The organism is Weizmannia sp. FSL K6-3076 (genome assembly GCF_038007245.1).
GTDB lineage: Bacteria > Bacillota > Bacilli > Bacillales > Bacillaceae_C > Weizmannia > Weizmannia faecalis.
Window position 1 is genome coordinate 2,952,499 of sequence record NZ_JBBOWU010000001.1, and the last position, 24,206, is coordinate 2,976,704.

General features: G+C 43.2%; 22 protein-coding genes and 2 pseudogenes. 5 read left to right on the forward strand and 19 right to left on the reverse strand.

The features are described from left to right. Positions 1-2: 2 nt before the first annotated feature. The 14 genes and pseudogenes from NSS95_RS14000 to NSS95_RS14060 all read right to left on the reverse strand — a co-directional run bounded on the left by NSS95_RS14000 (position 3) and on the right by NSS95_RS14060 (position 13,037). A complete protein-coding gene (locus NSS95_RS14000; RefSeq protein ID WP_035183435.1) occupies positions 3-980 on the reverse strand; it encodes a LacI family DNA-binding transcriptional regulator in 978 nt (325 codons plus the stop codon). A gap of 386 nt (positions 981-1,366) precedes the next feature. Beyond that, a complete protein-coding gene (locus NSS95_RS17015; protein WP_014097049.1) occupies positions 1,367-1,519 on the reverse strand; it encodes a hypothetical protein in 153 nt (50 codons plus the stop codon). Position 1,520: 1 nt separating this feature from the next. Further along, positions 1,521-1,749: pseudogene (locus NSS95_RS14005) on the reverse strand (hypothetical protein). Further along, positions 1,746-2,028: pseudogene (locus NSS95_RS14010) on the reverse strand (hypothetical protein). Before NSS95_RS14010 ends, NSS95_RS14005 begins: the two co-directional pseudogenes overlap by 4 nt. Next, entirely contained in the window at positions 2,025-2,918 is an 894-nt protein-coding gene (locus tag NSS95_RS14015; protein ID WP_048339777.1) for an Rpn family recombination-promoting nuclease/putative transposase, read from the reverse strand. Before NSS95_RS14015 ends, NSS95_RS14010 begins: the two are co-directional and overlap by 4 nt. 216 nt (positions 2,919-3,134) lie before the next feature. After that, complete coding sequence (locus tag NSS95_RS14020; protein WP_014097045.1) at positions 3,135-3,623, reverse strand: pyridoxamine 5'-phosphate oxidase family protein; 489 nt, start codon at positions 3,621-3,623, stop codon at positions 3,135-3,137. Positions 3,624-3,821: 198 nt separating this feature from the next. Then, entirely contained in the window at positions 3,822-4,085 is a 264-nt protein-coding gene (locus NSS95_RS14025; protein WP_017550090.1) for a hypothetical protein, read from the reverse strand. A gap of 1 nt (position 4,086) precedes the next feature. Then, positions 4,087-5,076 (reverse strand): Rpn family recombination-promoting nuclease/putative transposase, encoded by a 990-nt coding sequence (locus NSS95_RS14030; protein ID WP_014097043.1) that lies wholly within the window; start codon positions 5,074-5,076, stop codon positions 4,087-4,089. A gap of 379 nt (positions 5,077-5,455) precedes the next feature. Next, positions 5,456-6,070, reverse strand: coding sequence for a YcnI family copper-binding membrane protein (locus NSS95_RS14035; protein ID WP_014097042.1), 615 nt, complete (start codon positions 6,068-6,070; stop codon positions 5,456-5,458). Positions 6,071-6,238: 168 nt separating this feature from the next. After that, complete coding sequence (locus tag NSS95_RS14040; protein ID WP_014097041.1) at positions 6,239-7,885, reverse strand: copper resistance CopC/CopD family protein; 1,647 nt, start codon at positions 7,883-7,885, stop codon at positions 6,239-6,241. A 458-nt stretch (positions 7,886-8,343) separates the two neighbouring features. After that, positions 8,344-9,759, reverse strand: a complete 1,416-nt coding sequence (locus tag NSS95_RS14045; protein WP_340713992.1) for an ISLre2-like element ISBco6 family transposase — start codon at positions 9,757-9,759, stop codon at positions 8,344-8,346. Positions 9,760-10,126: 367 nt separating this feature from the next. After that, complete coding sequence (locus tag NSS95_RS14050; RefSeq protein WP_014097039.1) at positions 10,127-11,050, reverse strand: PfkB family carbohydrate kinase; 924 nt, start codon at positions 11,048-11,050, stop codon at positions 10,127-10,129. A gap of 53 nt (positions 11,051-11,103) precedes the next feature. After that, the gene (gene rpe, locus NSS95_RS14055) at positions 11,104-11,823 is read right to left on the reverse strand and encodes a ribulose-phosphate 3-epimerase (protein WP_017552347.1); all 720 of its coding nucleotides are present in this window, start codon (positions 11,821-11,823) and stop codon (positions 11,104-11,106) included. A 218-nt stretch (positions 11,824-12,041) separates the two neighbouring features. Beyond that, positions 12,042-13,037, reverse strand: a complete 996-nt coding sequence (locus tag NSS95_RS14060) for a LacI family DNA-binding transcriptional regulator (protein WP_014097037.1) — start codon at positions 13,035-13,037, stop codon at positions 12,042-12,044. A 641-nt stretch (positions 13,038-13,678) separates the two neighbouring features. On the opposite strand from NSS95_RS14060, the gene NSS95_RS14065 reads away from it, so the two are divergent. Beyond that, entirely contained in the window at positions 13,679-15,136 is a 1,458-nt protein-coding gene (locus NSS95_RS14065; RefSeq protein ID WP_017552344.1) for a PTS transporter subunit IIC, read from the forward strand. A 248-nt stretch (positions 15,137-15,384) separates the two neighbouring features. Here the strand turns inward: NSS95_RS14065 and NSS95_RS14070 are convergent, their stop codons facing one another. From NSS95_RS14070 to NSS95_RS14080, 3 genes are all read right to left on the reverse strand, one after another. Further along, complete coding sequence (locus NSS95_RS14070) at positions 15,385-15,714, reverse strand: hypothetical protein (protein WP_014097035.1); 330 nt, start codon at positions 15,712-15,714, stop codon at positions 15,385-15,387. Between the two features lie 454 nt (positions 15,715-16,168). Beyond that, positions 16,169-17,590: a sensor histidine kinase gene (locus NSS95_RS14075; RefSeq protein ID WP_017552342.1), complete on the reverse strand. Its 1,422-nt coding sequence runs from the start codon at positions 17,588-17,590 to the stop codon at positions 16,169-16,171. Between the two features lie 32 nt (positions 17,591-17,622). Continuing rightward, on the reverse strand, positions 17,623-18,822 hold the full coding sequence (locus tag NSS95_RS14080; RefSeq protein ID WP_017552341.1) for a beta-ketoacyl synthase N-terminal-like domain-containing protein: 1,200 nt from the start codon (positions 18,820-18,822) through the stop codon (positions 17,623-17,625). A 335-nt stretch (positions 18,823-19,157) separates the two neighbouring features. On the opposite strand from NSS95_RS14080, the gene NSS95_RS14085 reads away from it, so the two are divergent. After that, the gene (locus NSS95_RS14085) at positions 19,158-19,358 is read left to right on the forward strand and encodes a cold-shock protein (protein WP_017552339.1); all 201 of its coding nucleotides are present in this window, start codon (positions 19,158-19,160) and stop codon (positions 19,356-19,358) included. A gap of 182 nt (positions 19,359-19,540) precedes the next feature. Here NSS95_RS14085 and NSS95_RS14090 read toward each other — a convergent pair whose 3' ends face one another. After that, the gene (locus NSS95_RS14090; RefSeq protein ID WP_017552338.1) at positions 19,541-20,116 is read right to left on the reverse strand and encodes an aminotransferase-like domain-containing protein; all 576 of its coding nucleotides are present in this window, start codon (positions 20,114-20,116) and stop codon (positions 19,541-19,543) included. A 200-nt stretch (positions 20,117-20,316) separates the two neighbouring features. Between NSS95_RS14090 and NSS95_RS14095 the strand changes: the two genes are divergently transcribed. The 3 genes from NSS95_RS14095 (at position 20,317) to NSS95_RS14105 (ending at position 22,918) form a co-directional block, all read left to right on the forward strand. Next, on the forward strand, positions 20,317-20,883 hold the full coding sequence (locus NSS95_RS14095) for a TauD/TfdA family dioxygenase (RefSeq protein WP_017552337.1): 567 nt from the start codon (positions 20,317-20,319) through the stop codon (positions 20,881-20,883). A 271-nt stretch (positions 20,884-21,154) separates the two neighbouring features. After that, complete coding sequence (locus NSS95_RS14100) at positions 21,155-22,414, forward strand: MFS transporter (protein ID WP_017552336.1); 1,260 nt, start codon at positions 21,155-21,157, stop codon at positions 22,412-22,414. Between the two features lie 201 nt (positions 22,415-22,615). Further along, positions 22,616-22,918, forward strand: a complete 303-nt coding sequence (locus NSS95_RS14105; RefSeq protein ID WP_328229894.1) for a hypothetical protein — start codon at positions 22,616-22,618, stop codon at positions 22,916-22,918. Here NSS95_RS14105 and NSS95_RS14110 read toward each other — a convergent pair. After that, positions 22,901-23,839, reverse strand: a complete 939-nt coding sequence (locus NSS95_RS14110) for a DMT family transporter (RefSeq protein ID WP_026684429.1) — start codon at positions 23,837-23,839, stop codon at positions 22,901-22,903. The two genes, NSS95_RS14105 and NSS95_RS14110, sit on opposite strands and share 18 nt — an antisense overlap. Positions 23,840-24,206 lie beyond the last annotated feature (367 nt).

Sequence of the window (24,206 nt, forward strand, 5' to 3'; positions counted from 1 at the left end):
TTCTATCCGCCTTCCTTTCTTGTTGTTTCCCTGTCTTTAAATGCAATCGAGAGTTTGATCTTCTTTTTCAAATTTGTCTGTTGATGCATGCATTCCAGCAAAAGTTTGGCAGCTTCCATTCCCATCTCATAAGCCGGCTGATGAATGGTAGAAAGCGCAGGGTATACAAGCTGGCTGATGGGAATATCGTCAAAGCCGATGATTTGCAGTCCATCGGGAATTTTTTTCCCTCTTGCCAATGCCTCCCGCAAGACAGCTGCAGCCACCATATCATTGGCTGCAATGATTCCATCTGTATCCGGGTAACAGTCAAACAGCTGCTTTGCTGTTTCAAGGGCATGATGATACGAAAACGCGGTGTTCAATACTTGAAACCTTGCACTGGACCGGCCAAGTTCAGTTAACGCCGCCAAAAACCTTTCCTGGGCAGTGCGCAAATGATGCGGTCCTCTCATCAGTGTGATATTGCGGCTTCCCCGTTCGAGCAAAATTTGCGCAGCCAATTTTCCCCCAGCTTCCTGATCCGCGCAAACGGAAGGAAAGTCATCCTGAATTCGGTCTAGCAATACAACAGGAATGTCCAAACCGGCCCACTGTGAGATGTCATCGCTTGATGTACTGATAATCCCCATCACATTATGCTGTGAAAAGGCTTCTATATAATTCACTTCCTTCTCACGGCTTTCATCACTATTGCCAATCATGACATGGTACCCTTCTTCCTGGAAGAAATCCTCCACGCCCCTGGCAATCTCGGGGAAAAAAGGGTTTGTAATATCCGGGATAACAAGACCGATCAGCTTCGATTGATGGTGATAAAGTGAACGGGCCACTTCGTTTGGTTTGTACGCTAATTTCCGGATGGCAGCCTCAACTGCCTTCCGGGTATTTTCATTGACATATCCCTTTCCGTTCAGCACGCGGGATACCGTCGCCACCGACACACCCGCTTCACTTGCCACATCTCTGATCGTTGCCAAATGCCTCACCTTTCCTGTGTAACCGGTTACAGACAGTATAATATATCTCGCGAAAAAATTCAATCCATACACGGTGATTTTAATGAGCTCCAAACAGCAATGGAATTTTCTTTGTTTAAAAGATTGCTTATAAGCGCGTGCCCAGATTTGAAAAAGTGCTAGGGACTTAAGCTCCGGTCATGGCAAGGTAACGGACTGCCTCCCGCAAGAAACAGCCCGTTTTTAACGGATACCTGACTTCCAGCTTATGCATGTTCCAATCGCTGTTTTATTTTTTTCTACTTCTGTGTGGCTGAGCTCGTTCATGTCAACAATCAATTGTGGCTCCACGCCATTCTTGAGCATCCCGGTCACAATGGTTTGTAAGAATGCCTTTCTGCCCTTCCTTATACTCCTTTTTCAAATAATTCTTTAAATCCCTCCTTAAATCCCTCTTTAAACCCATCTTTAAATCCCTTTTCATACCCGAGGTCATAATAATAGTTCGGCAAGTCTAAAACAACTTCTTTTCCATCCACACCAGGCAGCCTGACTTCCATCTTATGAATGCTCCAATTGTTGTTTTATTTTTTCCACTTCTCTCTGGCTCAGGCCAGTTTTTTCCACAATTAATTGAAGCTCCATACCCTCCTGCAACATTTTGATGGCAATTGGGATCGTTTGCAAAAAATTCTTTTCTTTTTTCTTCTCTCCCCCTTCTTATGCCGCGGTCAAAATAGGGATTCGGCAGCTTCAATACTTGCTCTGCTTCGTCATAACTCGGGTTCAAGGCTTTCCCCCTTCTATCTGCCTTTTGATTTTCATGATCTCGTCTTCACTCAAGCCAGATGCCTGGACAATGACCTTCACATCCACTTGATTTTTTAGCAAGTTAACAATAAATCTTCTTAACCTTTTTTCCTTCTTCTCTTTCTTCTTCTCTTTCTTCTTCTCTCCCCTTCTCTACTCCTATTTCAATTCCTTCCTCTTTCCCCTTCTTATACCCGCGGTCAAAGTAAGAATTCGGCAATTTCAATACTTGCTCCGCCTCATCATAACTCTGATTCAAGGCTTTTCCCCTTCTATCTGCCTTTTGATCTTCATGATCTCGTCTTCACTCAAGCCGGATGCTTGGGCAATGACTTTTACATCCACTCGATTTTTTAGTAAATTGATAATCAATCGTTCTCTTTCTTCTTCTCTTCCCTTCTTATACCCGCGATCAAAATAGGAATTCGGTAATTTCAATACTTGCTCTGCTTCGTCCGGATCCAGCATTTTAATGTTTTCCATTACTTCCGCCTCCTCTTTTTCGTTCAATTTTAAATAATAATCAAAGAAACCGTATAGCAGTCTCATTTTTGCAGGGTCGAGTTCCATCCGCGCCAGCATCCGCAGAAACTCCAGTTTGACCTGCACCCGTTCTTTTTCTGTATACCCCATTTTGCTTAATAATGCCGCAGCAACAGGGTTGTTGCTCCGGATATAATTTCTCCAATTTTGCTTCATCAGATGAATGGATAAATAGTGAAAACGAAGAATTTCAATGTTGTGGAACGCAAAGGTGTACGTATCAGGGGTTTCTGTTTTCTCCTCGTAACTAAAAACGGCAATCGGCAATACCGGTTTCCGGTGCCGCAGACTGATCATCATGTAATAACGAAACATGCGTTCAGGAAAAGGTTTCTCGTAATACGACTGCGGCTCTACATGGATGAGAATCACCGTGTCTTTCCCTTTTACCTTCGTTTCGGCAAGGATGTCAACCCGTTTTTGCTCACCGCCCGGAAAGTCCGTAAACTGTTCCTGCGACAAAAACCTCACCCGGCGGTAGTCAAGATCCGTTGACACATCCGGAAAAAACGCCTCCATAAACTCCTGAAAAAAGTTTTGGATCAGCTCTTTAAAAAAACGATCATGCACGTGATAACCGGCATGTTTTTCCATTACAAGTTCCAATGGCAGCACTCCTTTTCTTATTTTTCAGTTTTATTTTAGAGGACGATTGTCCCTATTTCAATACCGACTATATAAGTTGAACTAAACATTTACTACTTCTCTATATGTTACCAAAATCAATGTCAATCGTGATCGCCATTGATTTTGGCACGAAAAACTTAAGTTCATTTTATATAGCAGAGATACAGGGAAGCCGGACTAACCGGCTCTTCTGTATTATTTAAATTTCAAAGTTTCGTTTAAATGGTCATCATCGGTCTCATTGCCAACCACTCTGTTAAAGAAATGAATGACCATCTTCGCGAAGTTTCCGGAATCCCAGTACTCGGCAGATTTCACATTCACTTTTAGCAATATTACGTTTGGATCATCGTAACTCGTTTTCAAGAGTTTCTCATAACCGGCGCTCCAATATTCTTTCTTCTTTGCGGGGTCTTCGACAATCTCGGCAGTGCCGCGGACGGACACATAAGACTTTCCAGCGTAGGTAACATTTACTTCACGGTTGTGTAAAATTTCATGAAACTTATCCGTATCTTTTTTTGTGAAAAACCACAAATCTCCATCAAACTCAACATCTTGCGTCTTCATTGGGCGTGCGACAAGGCCTTTGTCCGACATTGTAGTCAGCATGGCTGTGTCAATATCTTTTATTAATTCCCGTAGCTTGGAGACTGCTTCCCTATTTTGTTCAGCATTTCCCATGTCATCACCTCATTCTTTTACTTAAATTATTCCCTTAGGAACTTTGAAAAAACCGCAAACCATGGTCTTTTTAAATGAGTTTGAGTAACAGGGGTCTATCAGAGAAGACGAATTTCTTCACTTTCCAATCTGTTTTTATTTTTATGGGTTTACAATCAAACAGGTGATAAGAAGGGGCTATTGCTCCTACCCCTCTATCTACCTTTTGATTTTCATGATCTCGTCTTCACTCAAGCCGGATGCTTGGGCAATGACCTTCACATCCACTTGATTTTTTAGAAAGTTGATAATCAATCGTGTTCTTTCTTCTTCTCTTCCCTCCTTTACTCCTTCTTTAAATCCTTCTTTAAATCCTTCTTTAAATCCCTCTTTAAATCCTTTTTTATACCCGAGGTCATAATAATAGTTCGGCAAGTCTAAAACAACTTCTTTTCCATCCACACCAGGCAGCCTGACTTCCATCTTATGAATGCTCCAATTGTTGTTTTATTTTTTCCACTTCTCTCTGGCTCAGGCCAGTTTTTTCCACAATTAATTGAAGCTCCCTACCCTCCTGCAACATTTTGATGGCAATTGGGATCGTTTGTAACATTTCTTTTCTCTCTTCTTCTCTCCCCTTCTCTACTCCTATTTCAATTCCTTCTTCTCTTCCCTTCTCTACTCCTATTTCAATTCCTTCTTCTCTGCCTTCCTCTTTCCCCTTCTTATACCCGCGGTCAAAATAGGAATTCGGCAATTTCAATACTTGCTCTGCTTCGTCCGGATCCAGCATTTTAATGTTTTCCATTACTTCCGCCTCCTCTTTTTCGTTCAATTTTAAATAATAATCAAAGAAACCGTGTAACAGCCTCATTTTTGCAGGGTCGAGTTCCATCCGGGCCAGCATCCGCAGAAACTCCAGTTTGACCTGCACCCGTTCTGTTTCTGTATACCCCATTTTGCTTAATAATGCCGCGGCAACAGGGTTGTTGCTCCGGATATAATTTCTCCAATTTTGTTTCATCAGATGAATGGATAAATAGTGAAAACGAAGAATTTCAATGTTGTGGAACGCAAAGGTGTACGTATCAGGGGTCTCTGTTTTCTCCTCATAACTGAAAACGGCAATCGGCAATACCGGTTTCCGGTGCCGGAGACTGATCATCATGTAATAACGAAACATGCGTTCAGGAAAAGGCTTTTCGTAATACGACTGCGGCTCAACATGGATGAGAATCACGGTGTCTTTCCCTTTTACCTTCGTTTCGGCGAGGATGTCAACCCGTTTTTGCTCACCGCCCGGAAAGTCCGTAAACTGTTCCTGCGACAAAAACCGCACCCGGCGGTAGTCGAGATCCGCTGAAAGATCCGGGAAAAAGGCATCCATAAACTCCTGAAAAAAGTTTTGGATCAGCTCCTTAAACAAACGGTCATGCACGTGATAACCGGCATGTTTTTCCATTACAAGTTCCAATGGCAGCACTCCTTTTCTTATTTTTCAGTTTTATTATAAAGGACAAACGTTCGTTTTTCAATACTCATTTTTGCGTTTATCTCCCAATTTTTTAGAACGACTCACGTACATAAACAGAATCTGCCCGATTAGCCGTTTCTGTTAAGGAAATGGGTAGCCAATCCAGGATATTGTAAACGGGGACCGCCTAAGCCTTTCACGCGATCCTTGTACTGCTGCTGATTACCACCTTTTCCGCCTGCACTTATTTGTTTTACCGAAAACGGGACTTAAATATGTGATATATAGCGGGAAACTTTTGCTTTACCGCTTTTCTGCCATTTACAATCCATGGAAGAAAACAGCGCCTGCCACCCTGAGCGATGACCGGCGCACATTATTACTTTTTCCGAAAGGCCATGATCAAGGCAACCAGTGATAGCACAACCGATACGATTGACAAGATGAGCGGCAGGGTGTTGGATGAAGAGCCGGATGTTTTGTCGTCGTTGGTTGTTGTATCATGGGTTTGGGCTTGACCGGTGTCCGAACCTTTTACTATTTTTGTAATTGAATGGGGGTTGTCGCCGTTTTTGTCCTGCGTCCACTCGACAATACTGCCGTCTTTGTAATATTGGTACGCATCCCAGGCGATTTCGGTCTCACGATTCGGGTTTGTAGCAACAATTGTAAACTGCTGGAACTGTCCCGGTAAAATGCCTTTTCCATCAGCCTTGAAAGTAAAGGTCTTGGTTTTTCCGTCTGAACCTTTTTCAGCTGAATAGGTCCAACCCGGCACCGGTTCATATGATTCAATTTCGACGCCCTTTGGTGTTTTAATTGTGACTTTGGTCGTTGGAATATTTTTTTCTGTCGGCACTTTAATCGTATAGGTTTCCCACGCGCCGGTTGTAGATGTGGCCGGGCTCACGGTTACGTGGGCACTTGCTACACCTGCAAACAGAAATAAACCGAAAAATGCCGGCAGCACGACTCTGGCAAACTTCTTCAACATTTTTCCTTTTCTCCTTTCATTGGAACCACTTTTTGAACGCCGTCTTTCCCTCTCAGTCAGGCTGGCTTGCGACACGAATGGAAAAATCCAAGTCAATCGTGTTCAAGTCTTTCCAAAACTTAGGCATGCACGTTCCAGCCTAATACAGAGAAACTGATCTTTTTTCCCTCAATCAGGCTGGCTGCCAACATGAACAGAGAAATCCGTGTCGATGGTATTCAAGTCTTTTTTCAAAACGTGGACATGCACGTTCCAATGGCCTGCCATATTGAAATCCATTCCTTTTGCGCGGTAGTAACCGTCTTTGACTTTTTTCAATACTTTCGACTCGCTGCCCATTTCCATTTCAAGCGAAGTAAAAGTTAATGTCACTTGCTCGATATGCTCTATCGGCCGTCCATTGCGGTCTTTCAACGACAATGTAAATGTATTTTCCCCTATCACATTCGGAGTAGCCGAGAACGTCACTTCTTGTTGGTGGACAGTTTTCGTTTCTTTGAACGGTCCGGGTGCCGCCGTCGCAGTCGGTAAGTTTGTCAAAATGACAGAGAGGACAAGTACGGCAATCCCTGTTGCCAGTTCACCCGATACGGATGCAAAAAGTCCTTTTTTTCTGCTTCGCCTTCCGTTCCAAAAATTCAACGCGGCAAGCATGACCATCACGAGAAGCAACAGGATTTTAGCAAACAGCACTTTCCCATAAAAGGTCGTTACGAGTGATCGCAAGTTTGGCACATAGGTGATGCTGCCCAAAACGCCTGTCACAGCAAGAACAACGACAAGGGCAATACCCCATTTTGAAAATGCTCTGATCATCTGAAAATAATGCGGCTTTGTATTCTCATGCCTTGCCAATGGCATAAAGACGGAGAACATAGCCAGGCTGCCAATCCAAATTTCTGCCGAAAGCAAATGGAGAAAATCCAGCGTCACCTGCCATACAGGATGCGGGGCTGATGCAGCATGGCCAATCAACGCTTTGGTGAGCACCCATCCAAGCGCGGGAACGAGTGCTGCAAAAAACAAAGCGGGATTTTTCGTCTTTGAATGGAAAAATACCGAAGCAGCCAAGCACAGCAACAGGGCCATCTGTACCAGCCATATATGCCCAAAAGCCGTACTTGTCGTGAAGCTTTTTAATACGCCGGCATGAAGCACATGGCGCCATGAAGTCGTGAGTTCAATGGACGCCGTTAAAGGCAAGCTCAATAAAGTGCCCACAGCCAGGAACAAAATACCCATTTGCAGCATCTTGCCGGACGCTTTCTTTATATATGGATTGTGGCCGGCCTCCCGCGGAACAATGAACAGGGAAAAGAAAAACATGCCGGCAATACACGCAAAACTGGCATATTGCAGCCAGCGGATCAAAATCAAGTCGATTTTGGGCGTATACCCTGTTTCCGTTCCGGGAGTGGATGGTTGCTTCGCCTCATGTCCGGATCCAACTTGAAAAGGGATAACGCCTTGGACAGGGTGCCCGTCACCGGAAACCGCTTTCCATTGAATTTGATATGTACCTTTTGGCAAATTTGTGCGCAAGCCGCATTCCAAAACAGCCCCATTGCGGGAGTTGATCCTTCCGTCTTTCCGGTCAACCCGCTTCCCATCCTCATCAAATACTTGAATGGAATAATTGACGGGCTGGATTTTTTCATCAAATTGGATGGTCACCTTTTTCGGCGGTGCTTTCCATACTTCATTTTCAGAAGGGCTGGATTTTACGATGTACGCATGCGCAGACGCCATGGAAGGTAAAATCAGCACCCCAAACAAGAGCAAAACGGCAAATAAAAAATACTTTCTAGTCTTCAAATGAACCTCCCTCCTTTCAAAATGAGATACGCGCAATTTTCCCGCGATCAAATCCATCGTATACTTAGAAAAATGCAATAGATACCAGAGGACCGCTCCCCGAGGAAAGACACTATTAGCTTAATACATGATTTCACGATTTACAAATGAGAAGGATTTTCGTATGTGTCAAGTTTTTCTCGACAAGGTTTAAATATCGGGTATTCCAAGACACTCTTTTTGTACACTTTCGGCTACCGTGCTTTACTTGCTCGGTGTAATTTTCGGAAAAGATGTAATATTTCCGTATAAAGATGGATAACGGGGATGTTGAGGCGCGCGAAATTCACTCGCTTTCCGCGGGCGGCCGGCGAGCCTCCTCGCTCGTACCTCGCTGCGGGGTCTCTCCTGGCTCGCTTTTCCCGCAGGAGTCTCGTAAATTTCGCGCGCCTCAACGATCAGTCCCCACTGAGCCAGGCTTAAAACGAAAGCTCTAATATTTTGCTTAAATGTCCCATTGCCGATGAACTGCTTGAATGCAGGGCAACTGATCCGTGCTTTACGCCCACTGACGGGCGTACAGGCTGCTTGAGTAGTTGAGACATCCTGATGGATTGTTTCAAGTTCCGTTGCTTTCTCTCGCTTCTTGAACGGTGTTTCAGATAGGCTTCTCTCAATGTCCCATTGAGTATGCCTTGTTTGATTTTCACCATGGCTTCTGCGCCAAGTTCACTCCAATGCATGCCCCTTTTTTTCATCCTGAAGGAGATATGCCTTTGATTCGATTCCATCGCTCCTAGGCCTCTCGCACCTTCCGGCACGTTTTTCACCCTGTCTCTCCAGTCAAAAATGCGGTCCCAGTTTTTCAAGATATACGAACGGAATTCCTTGATTTTCTTGAGGGCCTTTTTATCCGTCAAGGTGCTTTCGTGCGTATCCAAATATAACGTGAATTGGTCCAGGTCATGCGTTCTAATCGCTTTTCTAATTTGCTCCTTGATCTCGCTCTTTCCGCCCCCAAATGTCCTTATGATGGCTTGTGCAACGTGGTAGGTATCCAGCTGGTTGAGCACCGGAAATTCCGACTGTGAGAAAGCTGTTTGAAACCGTTCAGCTGTGTATCCCGCACCTCCATCACTGTTTGTAATGACATGCGTTTTTTCGAGGGAGTAGGTGTTGGCAGCTGTGGCTTGGACTTCATCCCAAAATGTCTGGATGGCTTCCGTTGTCATGATGACTGTGGGCTGACGCAGGGAGACCCTTTTACCATTGGTTTGCCATCCCTCATAGAGAATGGCGTGGTGGACTTCCATACTCTGTTTCTTTTTTAGTCCCCGAACGAATACACCATCTGCTTCAGAAAACAGGTAGTCTACCTTCTTCCCCTCAGGCAGGGAAACAGCTATTTCTAGCTCTTCTACAAGTGCCTTATCGGCTTCCGCCTGAGTTTTCCCTACGTGTTTTACCATGTTCCCTACAGTTGTGTGACTAAGACTCACTGCTGTCCACTCTTTTAAAATATCAGCTACTTCCCGATAGGTGTTCTCACTTGCCAACTCTGCCACCTTTAATTCCACTAACGGGCTGTATCGTTGGTGTGGTACCAGCCCTAACCATTCATCCAGAGGATAATGGGAATTTCCTCTCTTGTCATGCATTAATGAGCGTTTAAAGGTCACACTTCCAAATAGAAACTGAATGTTTCTGTTATCACTCCGGCAGTACACCCAGCCCTCCTCTAACTTCTCCTGTTTAATTGTTTTATCTAACTCTTCAAATATTTCCCCAACCCATTGTGTAAAAGCCTTCTGCATCAGAAGTTTAAGCTGTTCTTCAAATTCGATAAGACTCTTTGTATCCTTTAATAATCCAGCAATTATTGATATAATATCCATGGGAAGACCTCTCTCTCTAGATGTTCATCTTGAAGTGTACAATTAGATGATAGAGCGTCTTCCCATTTTTTCCACTCATATGCCCCGTCGAGTAAAATTTTACACATACGGATTTTCAACAAGTGTTTGTGAAAAAGGAAGTACTTGCCACCCCCGCAATCTGCCAAACATCATTTGGCGCTTTACAGGTGACGGGTACTGTAACGGTAAATGCGTTCCTTTTCTGGGTTCGTTTTCCACATTTCAGTTCTTATGCTTTATACTCATCAAAAGCGATAGAATTTAAAACAAAAGACCTGGTTCCCTTCACATGAAAACCAGGTCTTGCCTTTATGGATCATTTGTCAATGCCTGTGGTGATTTGATCTCAACCGATTGTCAAGCCTTGATATTTTTTTATTTCTTCCAATGTTGGAATCGCGTCTTGTCCGCCGGCACGTGAGACTTTGATACCGGCCGCAACCGATGCAAACCGGGCCGCCGCCACAAGATCGTCCGTATCGATTAGCGCATCGGCAATGGCACCGGCATAGCAGTCGCCTGCCCCAACCGTATCCACAGCCTGCACTTGGATAGAATCGACAAAAGTGATTTTGCCTTGCTGAGAAACAAGGCTGCCTTTGCTTCCCATTTTAACAATGGCATTCGGGACTCCGAGTTCATGAATCTTTTGAGCCGCAAGCAGCGCACTTTCTTTATCCGTCACTTTAATACCCGTGATCGCTTCCGTTTCCTGGCTGTTTGGCAGTACAAGATCAGCATATCGGAAAGCCTCCGGTGTAATGCCGCCAGCCGGTGCCGGATCGAGAATAACATACATGCCGCGTTGTTTTGCCAGCTTCATGGCTGCTAAAATCGACTCTTTGCTTGTTTCCATTTGTATCAATAAAATTTTCGCTTTCAAATTCGCGAAAGCTTTTTCAATATCTTGCCCGGTTAATGCTTCATTGGCGCCGATTGTGCCAACCATCGTGTTTTCCCCTGACTGGTCCACAAGTGCAATAAACGTCCCGGTTCCGGCTTTATCTGTCTTCATAACGCCGGTGACATCCACACCCCGGCTGCGCAAATTTTCAAGCATCTGGTTGCCTGCGCTGTCATTGCCGACCGAACCAACCATTGCAACCTTTTTGCCAAGTGTTGCTGCGCTGGCTGCCTGGTTGGCACCTTTGCCCCCCGGCAGCATTTTAATCGATTGGCAAAATTCCGTATTCCCGTATTTCGGATAAGTTTCACAGTTTACCACAACGTCCATGTTAATGCTTCCTACCACCACAACATCGAATTCCATTGTCGGTTCCTCCTCTGTATGTCCGTTATTAATGATGCAATTGCCACAATGCCTCATCCATATATGCCGGCTGATTTTCGTTTTTCTGATGGTGCCGTGTTCACTGCAGCATGGGCGTCTAATAAGTTTCTCGTACGCTCCACATTTTCCCGCAGCGTGCCTTCCTTTTTAAACACGGCGCTTGTTCCGCACACATACATTGTGGCGCCGTTTTCTTTGCAGGCCGGAATCGTAGATGCACCGATATTCCCGTCTACCTCTATCTCAATATTAAATTTGTTGCGTGTGATAGTTTCATGGAGACGGGCAATTTTATCATACACAGCCGGAATAAATTTCTGGCCGGCAAATCCCGGATTCACCGTCATTACAACAACGTAATCGGTTACGTCATAGACATAATCCAGCACATCAAGCGGCGTTGCTGGATTAATGGCAACACCGGCTTTTAAACCCTTGTTCTTGATCCTGGCAAGTGCTCCCTGCAAATTATCGGTTGCTTCTGCATGAATGGAGATCATATCTGATCCGCAGTCAGCGAATAAATCAATGAATCTTTCAGGCTGTTTAATCATTAAATGTGTATCCAATGGTTTATCAGTCAGCTTTCGGACGGTCCGGATAAAATCGGGTCCAAGTGTGAAATTCGGCACAAATAAGCCGTCCATTACATCAAGATGGTAAAAATCAACACCGGCTTCATCCATCTCTTTTATGTTTTCTGCTAAACGTCCCAAATCTGCACACATCAAAGACGGTCCTATTTTATTCATCTTTTTCACTCCTCGTATAACCCCGCACCATGGGGGGTTTTTCTTTTTAAAACGGAAACCGAAACAGGGGCAACGCCCACTTACATGAAGCTAAAATTGAAAACCTTGCCCCGGACTCATCATTTCCTTTTTTGCTTAACAAATGGGGACGGAAATACCTTCTTCCAAAGAATCAAGGTGCGTTTTTCAGCCCTCCATCCCCCGGAACCTGCCGGCTATCAATCAACCGATGACTCCCGTACAACAAGTTCAGGTTTTACTTCATATTTCCTCGGTTTTTCGTTTTCGTTCCGGATTAACCGGATCAATTCCTCAATCGCCAGCCGGCCTGCCTTATGTTTTTGCTGGTCAACCGTCGATAACTGCGGCGTAGAGAATCGCGAAAACTGGATATTATCATAGCCAACGATTTTAATATCGGAAGGCACTTTTAACCCGGCTTCCGTACAAGCGCGGATGGCCCCTAACGCCATGGCATCGTTCGAACTGAAAATGCCGTCAAAGGACGCTCCGCTTTTTATCAGGCCTTTCACCGCTTCATATCCGCTTTCCATGCTGAAATTCCCGTAAACGACCTGTGGCACTTGCCCATGCCCATCCTCTTTTAAAACTTCCAGGTAGCCGGTTAAACGGTCATTTGCACTTTTTTCATCTTTCGGGCCCGACAGATGGACAATTTTACGGCATCCGCCTTCTTTTATAAGATGCCGTACCGCAAGCCTTGCTCCTTTTTTATGATCCACCGTAATGGAAGAATAAGGGTGGTCCGACTGCGACCTGTCGATGGTAATGGTACGGACTCCCCGGCTTTCAAGGAAATCGAGATCTTTTGTTTTCACGTACAGTGAATTAATAATCGCACCTGTTACATAGCTGCTTAGAACGGAATCCAAGTAGTATTTTACTTTTGAACGTTCATCATCGCTGTTGCATAAATACACATGGTAACCATAAGCATTGGCAGCTTCCTCAATCGCCTTCACCAATTCCGGAAAAAAAGGATTTTCCAACGAAGGAATCAGCAAAGCAATTAAGTTTGTATTTCCTTTTGATAAACTTTTTGCCAATGTATTAGGCTTATAGTTCATTTCTTCTGCTATTTTACGTACGCGTTCAATCGTTTCCGGGCTGGCTTCGCCTTTATTGTTCAAAATTCTGGATACCGTTGCCGTTGAAACACCAGCTGCTTTTGCCACATCGCGTATTGTTACCATGAGCATAAACTCCTTTTCGTCTTACGTAACCGATTACGTTACTAATGTAAGCCTTTTTCTTTATTTTGTCAACGGTTTCTTTTTGTAAAATCATTTTTTCTGTATATTTCCCGGTTTCCTTCTAATATTAGATGCTCATGACATATTAAATAGGGCACCCGCGGAAGAATGAAAATTAGCCGGTTAATATTTTCAAGAATTCGATTTACCAGCAACATGCATTTCAACAGCAGATATAAAATGAACTTAAATTTTTCGTGCCAACATTTAATGATGATCAGAATAGACATTGCTTCATATAAAGAAATAGTAATCACTTCTATAGCTGCAAAAAACGTTTGATTTCTCCTCTCCCTCAACTTTTGCGTACAAAGTTCTATGCATTTATGTTAGCAAAAGCCGCCAGAATTGTGCCAAGCCTAAACTTTTTGCCTATTCAACGCTGGCTGAAAAGCGAAAGCCGTTCCATTTTCCCGCAAAAAGGCCGCCTTTCAGAAAAGGGATCAAAATGCTAGAGGAAATTTGGATATATTTTCTTTTATGAAAACGGTTGAATTTTTTTTGGGAGTTTGCTATATTATAGACAATCCTTTTTGTTTCGTTTACGTAACCGGTTACGAGGCAAAAGGAGGGACACAACCATGATGATTGTCGATAAATTAAACGAAGGTTTTCGCTTTTTTATAGACTTAGGCGCACCAGCCATGATGTTTTTTATCATTACCATTTTATCTTTGTGTGTAGGCGTATCCATCTCGCGTTCCATTGAAGGCGGGATTCGGATGGCATTGGCGCTCACAGGTATGAGTGCCGTCATCTCATTATTGACAAGTGCGTTCGGCCCGGCCCTTCAAAACTTTGTGAAGGCAACCGGCGTATCGCTTGGCATTACCGACCTAGGATGGGCGCCGCTCGCGGTCATCACCTGGGGATCGATTTACACACTTTATTTTGCTTTTATTTGTCTCATCACAAACTTCATTCTTTTGATTACGAAGACAACCAGCACATTAAATGTCGACCTGTTTAACATTTGGAACATTTCCGTTCTTGGATTGCTCATTTTGCATTACTCCGGAAACAATATGATTGTCACAACTTTGTTTGTCGCATTTGTTTACGCGCTCATGCTGATCAATTCGGATGTCATGAAACCAACTATTAATGAGCTCCTTGATTATGACCAAACCAATATTACAACAACGGCACACCCGTCATTGTTAGTCGCTCCAGTTGCGATGGTGTTTAACAAGGTGATTGACAAATTTCTCCCGTTTATTGATAAGTTTGACTTTAATGCCGAAACCCTCAATAAAAAAATCGGTTTCTGGGGAAGCAAATTTGCGATTGGTGCATACCTCGGGATTTTCATCGGTTTATTGGGGCAGCAATCTCTCAAAGATACTTTTGCGCTTGCTTTTACCGCAGGGGTTTCGCTTGAATTGTTTGCTTTTGTCGGCGGATGGTTTGCCCCGGCGATTGACCCGCTATCAGACGGGATTACCCAAATCATGAGCAAGCGATTGCGCGGAAGAAAACTGTTTATCGCCATTGACTGGCCGATTCTTGCCCCAAGAGCAGAAGTTTGGGCGGTAGCCAACATTCTTGCGCCGATTCTGTTAGTGGAAGCCATGTTTTTACCAGGAAACCACGTCTTGCCGCTTGGAGGGATTTTGCTGACGGTGCTGACGCCGGCACTCTTGATTGTTACCCGTGGAAGAGTGATCCGGATGACCATTATCGGAACGGTGATGATCCCATTGTTCCTTTGGGGGGCAACACTCATTGCCAAATTCTTAACATCAGCATCGATTGCCATGCACAGTTTTCCGGCAGGGCTTTCAAAAGGCGCACTCTTCTCATCTGTTGACTCGGATCCAATTGAGAAAATGCTCGCCATCTTGTTTGGGAAAGCAGCTAATACGCTGGATTTGAAGCTTATTGCTTTTTCCATTCTGGCACTGGCCGGATACATCCTGCTGTTTGCCTGGTACCATAAACAAATGCGGAAAAGAAACGCAGCCATTGACGAGACGATCCAAGCACAATCCGCCCAAAACCAAAGTTCCAGTGTAAAAAAAGTGCTTAAAGCGGAATAATTGAGAAATACCGCCCTGAAAACGGAAAGAGGTTTTCAGGGCTTTTTTAGCTATGGGCGGCTCTTCATCAATTTCCCAAACGGCAGACAAATATTTGCACGCTGACAATTTACCGTCTTTGTTTCACGGCTTGGGCATCGTTCACTGGGGATTTCATCCATCTCCCGTCCGTGCGTTCTCTCCCATCAGCAAAGCGCTTCACCTCCCCTGCCGCCGGCTTGCGTTTCGAAGCGGCAGGGCTTATTTTCCTATATCCATAGCAGCACTCCCTTTTTTACAAGATTCACCAATATTCCCTTGTTTTTAAACTTCGGGTATGCGATCAGCCGGTTCAGATCTTTTACGGTTAATGCAGAAGGCGGGATGGCGAGTTCGTATTCGCCCCGCAACTGATATACGAGTGACAGCGCATATTCCGTTTGTTTAGGTGTCAGTGAATAATCTTCCGCACTGGCAGTCTGCCCGGCTTTTGTTTTGCCCATTTCAGCCAAAAGCGCTTTTAATTTGGCATCGACAAGTGCTTCTATTTTTTCCTGGCTGATTTGCTCCTTATCCCGCCTTTTAAGCCATTTTTCCAAAAACCCTCTAAGCAATGACTTTCTTCAAAAATTGTCCCTGATACTATTTTACCAAGCCGGCCAGGGATTTTTCTATATTTTTAGTGTAATATGTATTTTCATAGGAAAATTGTCGCAGCCGGTATAGTATAATGAGTAAACAAGATGGTTTGGAAGGAATTGGAATGGCCGTTACGATTCCTGAGTCAATCAGGTCTTCCGCAACAGCGGGAGAGCGCTGTTGTTCCGTGCGCTGAAACCATCCGGAAAGCACGGTTAGAAAGAAACGGTTTTGCGGAAGCAGGTCAGCCAATAAGCATTGCTGGGCGCAAAAGCAGGAAAAAAATCGATGTGCAAAAACGGCGGGACACTTTATGTTGCCCGCCGTTTTGGATGGCAATACGATGGAAATCCCCGCCAGATTTGGCGGTTGCCGCGCATTTCAGGCTCCGGCCCGTTTTCCAAAAGCGAAGTGCTAGTCCATGTTTAATATCCCGTTTTGTGGAATCTCAATTTGAAAATGGGTTCCTTCCGTTGAACTTTCAACGATCCGGATATTGCCGAGATGCTCTATAACGATCTTTTTTACATAAGGCAAGCCTAATCCCATTCCTTCAGATTTCAACGACAAAAAAGGGTTAAAAACACTTTCCCATTGTTCCTGCCCAATCCCTGTGCCGGTATCTTTAAAATGAATCATAATCATTTCCTGGTCCACTTCAATCTGGATCGCAATTCTCTTGTCTTTTCTATCTTCAGGAATCGCCTCTATGCTGTTTTTAATGAGATTGATAAAAACTTGTTTCAAGTTTGCTTTATTGACGTACGCATCAAGGGAATGATAACAATTCTTCAGTTCAACTTCAATATGATGTTCTGTTAAAATGACTTGGGAAAACGCAAGAGACTCCCTGATAATCGATTCCAGATTTTCTTTCTTAAAAGTGGTGGAAGATGACTTCAAATACGTCTTGTAGTTATCTACTAAGTCATCTAAATGCTCAGAGGATTTTTCTATCATATTCAAATAAACTTTATCTTTTTCATCCATACCGGCGCTTGCATTTAACATTTGGGAAAAGCCCTTAATGATTTGATTCGCATTTTTTACTTCATGAATCAAACTTCCGGCTAAGTTGCCGGTATAATCCAATTTCATCTGCCTTTCCATAAGTTCATAATAGTTCGCCTTTATATTGGCACCTAACTTTATGAACTCCATGACGATCAAGGTTGAGAAAATGATCACCCCGATGCTGCTGGAAATACCGCCGGTTTCAGGAGAGAAGTTTAAAAAACCGAATATGTATAAAAGCAGGGAATACAGGCTAAACCTTGCCAAGAATCTTTTCATATTTTGATTTACCATTCTTTTCGTCATCAAAAATATAAGGATTAAAAACAGTAAGAAGCTGCCCATATGTAAAATATACAGCCAGATCAGCGGCCCGTATTCAGGAAATAAAAAGATGGCATTTTCTCCATTTTTATGCGCCACATACAGGTCTTTTGTACCTAAACTTGTCCAGTTTATAAAATAAATAACCGTACTCCAGAAAATTAAAAAATATAAAACCTTTTGATTGAGTAAAACATTCGATAGTTTGTCCAGCCATTTCCGTCCTGCCAGAAGTGTCGGCTGGCCTTTTATAATAGAAAAAGCAATGTAATATACAACTGGTATGGAAAAAGTCGTCCCGCCTCGAAGAAATTTAAAAAGAACAAGGATCGTTTCCTTGCTTAATACTTTTCCGAGAAAAAGGACGCCGATATCGAATTGCCAGGCCGTGATCAAAAGCATATAGAATCCCAATACCAAAGACAGCTTTAACTCTTTATATAATGATTGCATGCTCACGGCCAGGACAATCGGAATGAATCCTATCGTAAAAATCAATACCCCAATAACGATAGTACCTCATCCCCTTTCTAACTCTTGATGTATTTCTTCATATAGGCACATGCGTTATTGCCGCCAAATCCATGGTTGGTGATGGCCACTTCATGAACCTCCCGATAGATGGTCTCTGTTATAATATTCATTTCTTCATACCCGCGTCTGGTTGTTCGGATTGTTGGCGGGATAAAGCCGTATTGCAAACTTAAAAGCGATGAAATGACTTGTAATATGCCAATGACGCCAAAAGGATTGCCATACATGCTTTTGATTGAAGTATAGGGAACTTCATGGTTAAACAACTGTTTGGAACAGCGCTGCTCGATTTGGTCGTTCAGTTCAATGCCAAGTGCCTGGCTGTTGATGTAATCCGGCATTCTTCCCATTGTGACTTCTTTTAATGCGTTTAACATTTGGTCCCCGGATTCGTCCAATGAAAAAATATTGATCCCATCATTATTGGAAACGACATCAACTATTTCGCCTTTTATATCTGCTTTTCGTTGAACGGCATCTTCTTCCCTTTCCAGCACGATTGCCCCTGCCGCTTCTGACATTGCAAACCCCTTGCTTCCTTTTTGAAACGGCACAGCGCCTTCTTCAAGCGTCTGGTTAAGCGGGATCGTTTTTGTTTTTGCAAACGCATAAGTCGTCGCATTACATATAGGGCTGTCCGTTCCGCCAACAATGGCCACATCCACTTTTCCACTTTTCAAGTAAAGGATTGCATCTTCTACTGCTTCCAAACTGGATGTGCAACCTGTTGTAATCGTTTTTTCGACGCCCCTAGCCCCGATATAATGGCCAATGGCAGCCGTGATACTATGGTAATTCGCATAGTGGGAGAAGATGAGTGATACTTTTCGATACAGTTCTTGATTGGCGTAGTGGATGGAATCCTGGTACAGTTTCTCTCCCGTAGCACCAAGGGATGATCCAAAAAACAAGCCTACTTTTTTATGCCGGACATCCAGCCCGGAAGACGCAATTGCTTCTTTTACTGCAGCAACCCCCATTTTTGTTACTTTCGGGAGGCGCTTTAGTTTATCATCTGCTTCTATTTGTTCCAGGTCTTCATCTTGGATAAGCCCAGCAATGGTTGATTCTCCTTTTGGCCCCATGCCCTCCACCACTTTTAATGTACAAACGCCGTTTTTCAAGTTAAACAAATACTGATCAATGCTCCTCGTATTTGGTGCAAATATCCCGTACCCAGTACATACTATTTTCATAACGGCCCCACCTATCGAGTATTTTACTTGTCTATTATAGCAAAAACACGGTCATTTTTATTTATTGTTTTGAAAAAATACAATGGTTTTGCAAATTGTGTTGCCCCTTACATGAAAATGATTTCTTTTAAAGCTGCCCATCCATGCACAGGCGGATGGATTACAACAATTTTTTAAAAAATAGTTGCAATCTCCTCCCGCCTGAGGTATACTAAAGAAGAATTATTTTTGTTCGGTGTAAAGAATGGCATAGTGAATGACTTTTCATCTTGATGACCACCTTGGACAAGGATAGTAACACATTGTGTGCAGTTGCACACCAGGAGGCAATATAAATGGAACAAGGTACAGTAAAATGGTTTAACGCAGATAAGGGCTTTGGCTTTATTGAACGAAATGGTGCAGACGATGTATTCGTTCACTTCTCTGCTATCCAAGGTGAGGGCTTCAAAACTTTAGACGAAGGTCAAAAAGTATCTTTTGATGTTGAACAAGGTGCTCGCGGACCGCAAGCTGCAAACGTTGAAAAAGCTTAATATAGAAAATGATAAAAAACAGGCTCTGATAAGGAGGGCCTGTTTTTTTATTTCTTCAAAATCAAAAACACGCTCACTTATGTAGCAGGAAGCTGAAACAAAAAGACGCCCATGCCATTTGGCACCTGTAACAGAATAAAAAACAGCCCCCACAAATTTTCAGCACAAGCATTGATGTTTGATTAACCGTAATCAGCTAGTAATGCCTTCATTGTCAGGATTCCCTCTTCCATTTCTTCAAAACTCGGATATGCGAAGGACAATCGAACCGTATGGTGATGATCATCATAAATAAATCCAGGATTTATCAATACGCCAGAGTTTAAACATTCCTTGAATAATTTTCTTGTATCTATATTACCTTTAAAAGCTACCCATATGAAAAATCCGCCTGAAGGTTTGGACCACGTTGCATAATCTGCCAAATGCCGGTTTAGCAATTGTAATAGAAAATCTCTTTTTTGTTTCAACCGGGTTCTGGTCCTTTCCATATGTTTATCGTATAATCCCGAAGAGAGCATTTCTAATACCAGCATTTGCGACACATAGCTGGAGCCGTAATCCAGTTGCATTCTTAAGTCACTGAGGCGTTTTATTACACTTTCAGGGCCTGCCAGCCAACCGATCCTTAGACCGGCTGCAATTGTTTTCGAAAAACTTCCAATATACAATACCTGTCCCTGTGGATCAAATGTTTTTAAAGGGGGCGGGGCGGGTTCATCGATCCATAAATCCCGGTAAATATCGTCCTCAATCACGTGCAGCTGAAAGTATTGGCTTTTTTTTCATCAGTAGTTGTCTCTTCTGCATTGACATCACGGTTTTGGAAAATCTACCAGTAGATGATTCAGTCCTGTATACTCCCCATCCACAGGTGTTCACACCGGAGGCTAAGACAGGATTCATTAGCGAAAATTTGATAATGGCAGTGGGAGCATTAGTGGGGGAGCCATATTCAATGCTACATGAAGGGCATAATATTGTGAATAATTTAATTCCCTCCATAAAAGAAAAGAAAGAATATACCGGCCTTGGATCAGAAGTTGAGTTGGATTTCCACATAGAGAACGCTGCTTTAAATTTTATGGGTAATATGAACTTTTCTCCATGTGGTTTGATCCTAATGGGTGTACGTCATGATCCGGAACGACCTCTCACCAGAGTTTCTGATGCTCGCGAAGCACTAGCTCTCTTGTCGCAAAACGATATTGATCAACTGTCATTGCCACTCTATCATATCAAGGTTCCATATCGTTGGCGTTCATCGATACCGGGTGAACTGCAAGAAACGGAGTTAGTACCACTTATTCAGGGTAACATCGGCCTTCCAGAGGTAGCCGTTGCTTTCTATCCTGACATGGTTAGGCCAATCAATGATACAGCAGCTAATGCTTTGAATAATTTTCATAATGCAATACGCAAAGTATCCTTTGGCATTAATGTATCTCCAGGCCGTCTGGTGTATATTGATAATCGTTTTACACTTCATTCACGTGATTCCTCTAAACCCAGTTTTGATGAATAGGGTGGCCTACTTCGATGGGTGCAACGTGTTATTGTGGCCCCAAACCTATGGAACCACCGCAATCTTAACCATGTAAAAGAACGCGTTTTTAAACCTGTTTTTTCATCAGCTGCGGTTTAATTTGAAAATTTCAGTCAAATGGTTAAAATAACATTTAAGAAAGGCTGCAAATTGCTTGTTAAAGAGTATTGCAGTCTTTTCCTTGTTGTTATACCGGGTATGATTTTTCAATAAGTTATTTATAGTATAGTAATAAGAAAGGAAGGGATTTATGATGCTACCACGCCCAATGGCTCAAAACCATACATATAAATGGGTGATTCTTTTTATTGCAACATTCTCACAAACTTGTGCTACGTTTGTCACTTATGGGATGGGACCATTGGCAACTTTTTATCAAAAACAGTATAGCTTATCTCAGTTCGAGACAGGGTTAATCGTATCAGCAGTGAACATTGGCCCCATTTTTTCCATGCTTATTTTCGGAAACCTGATGGATAAGTATGGAGAAAAGTGGATAGTCGGAACAGGCTCAATCCTTCTCGGAATGAATGTATTCATCGCTTCTACAACAGACAAATATGTATGGTTATTAATCATTTTAATGTTTGTAGGGATATGGTACGGAACGGCACAGCCAGGAGGAAGCAGCGCAATTATAAAGTGGTTTCCTAACCAGCACAGAGGTTTGGCAATGGGAATCCGCCAAACAGGCATCCCCATTGGCGGAGCACTAGCCTCAGCCATCTTACCTTACTTTTATTTTCGTTATGGGTTATCGGCAGCCATTTTGGCGCAAGCCACAGTGGCTATTTTGGGTGGATTCATTTTTCTCATTTTTTACAAAGACCGGCAAGAAAACAAGAATCCAAAAGCGCAATACGGCTTCATGGAAAAAATAAACAAAATAAAAAACAACGCTGAACTTTATCCTGTGTTTTTTATTGGTATTACGATGATTTCCTTACAATTGATTATCGTAGCCCATTTAATGAGCTATCTTACGAATACGTTACAATTCGGTCTGAACCTATCAGGGCTATTTTTAAGTTTAGCCTTAGTAGGAGGGATGGTTGGAAGAGTCATATTGGCCTGGATCAGTGATACCGTATTTAAAGGGAATCGAAGCAAGCCATTACAACTCACCATTTGGTTAACGGTAATATGTATAGCCTGTTTGGTATTTCTCCCAGCCTCTATTCCTTTATGGATCACCAGCTTATTATGTTTCCTGCTTGGATTTCTAGGAATGGGATGGTTCAGTTTATTTATTGTTTTAGTGTCAGAAAAATCAAACCCGCATTTTATCGGTTTAACCGTGAGCTTTGCATTAACTTTGAATCAGTTTTTCATTGTTATCTCGCCGGCTTTGTTCGGAATTCTAGTAGATTATTTTAAAAGCTATAGAATTCCCTTTTTATTACTGGCATTTTCCATCTTTATAGGGGGAATATGGTTATGGGTTACAGAACGTAATCGTGACTTGAAAAACCACGGCACACGCCCATTCGAAAACGAAAATAAGCCATAGCATCCCCAAAAAAGCACTTAAAGGAAAGAAAAAATAGACTTGCTTAGAACACGATAAACTTTCCGGAACCTTCATTTGAAATTTGTTAAATGATGCCTTTGAAACAGCGGGGTTCAAGCCCAGCCGGTTATAAAGGCGCGCTTTTTGTCTCATCCTCTTCGCCAAAAGCGCGCCTTTACAGCACCGTTCAAAGGAATCGGCATGGCAAAATACATGTCCAGGCTGTTGGGGATCGCTTTTGAAGGCGACTTTACACACCACAGCATCGGAATCATCAGCCTGTTTCTCTTAGGCGACAAAGAAATCAGCACAGCCGCAAAAGCCGGAAAGATGGGCAAAAAGTACAGGCAGATTACCTGCACTTCAGGCAGCCGGAGCAAGGGCTGGAAAAATGCCGTATTCGTTAAAAGAAATGATGCACATGTTTTGAACCTGTTTTTCCTGCCGGGGATTGCGCAATTGGAAAGCAAGCGGAACAGGTATGAACTAAAACATCTTGATTAAAATTACACCGGAAAGCATGATGGCGAGGCCCAGTATTTGGACGGGCACAATTCTTCTCTTTAATGATTTAAACAGACCGAATCGTTCCACTACAAGGCTCCCGGTAATCTGGCCGAACAGTGCCAGGATCACGGTTTGCCCTGTGCCAATATGATCGACAAGCAACACGTTAATCAAAATGTACAGCCCGCCGATGATGCCGCCAAGCCATACCCACCATGGAGCGGATTGCTTAACCGGCTCCTTGATATTCATAAAACTGCGGTCTTTTATGCCAACGATAAGGACGAGCACCACAGAACCGACAAAAAATGAAATGAAGGCAGCGTGAACTGGAGAATGGAGCACTGTGCCCAACTTTCCGTTTATTGCTGCCTGGACAGCCATAATCATACCGGCCGTGATTCCCAACAGCCGCCAAATCCATATATTTTCTCCCTTTCGCTCTTCTATGGCAGAATGGCGTTTTGCAATGGCTTCCGGAACAACGACTGCAAACACTACCCCTGCAAGGACAAGAAATACGCCAATCGCCCTGTTTATGCCGAACGATTGTCTAATGGAGTGAAACCAGCCGAATTGGTCGATGAGCATCCCCATGAGAATCATGCCTAAAATTGGCATGACAGTCGTTTGTACACTTCCCAGTTTGGGGAAAAGGAGAATATTGGAAGTCAGCCCGATCACACCGCAAATACCACCAAACCAGATCCAAACAGGCTGGTTCAAGAAAAGACTGGTAGGAACCCCTAAAGGTGTCCGGCTTACAGCTGTTGCAGCGGCCAAAAAGACAGTTCCAACCAGAAATGAAATCATGGAAGCCAAAAAGGGAGATACAACAAACTTTCTTAATTGGGAATTGATCGCTGTTTGTACAGCCAAACCGAAACCAATTGCAATGCCTAAAAAAACTGCGAACATGGCGCCCTCCTTTAGCATGCCATTTTCAAACGAATCGTTTTGCCCGGATCCGTGCCGGACACTTCCTAAGCACCGATAAATTCAGGTTCAATCGCATTGCTTCCAGGCGCATATTTAAAAAAATGTATTGAGGCCTGGAAAAGCAGCAAATAAAGGAGATCTAAAAACCCGAAACGGAATAATCAGGAACAATTTACCAGCTCTATCTCAGATACACAAATATTTTGCTCAAAGGATGCAATTGTTCAAGCAATCAGCATTTCATTTGTATCCTTCTCGAATATCAGTTCGAATTTTAGAAAAAGAGGGAATTCCCCCTTTTTTTGGTTGTTTTTTCTGAACAAACCCCAATACTACCAGAGATTCG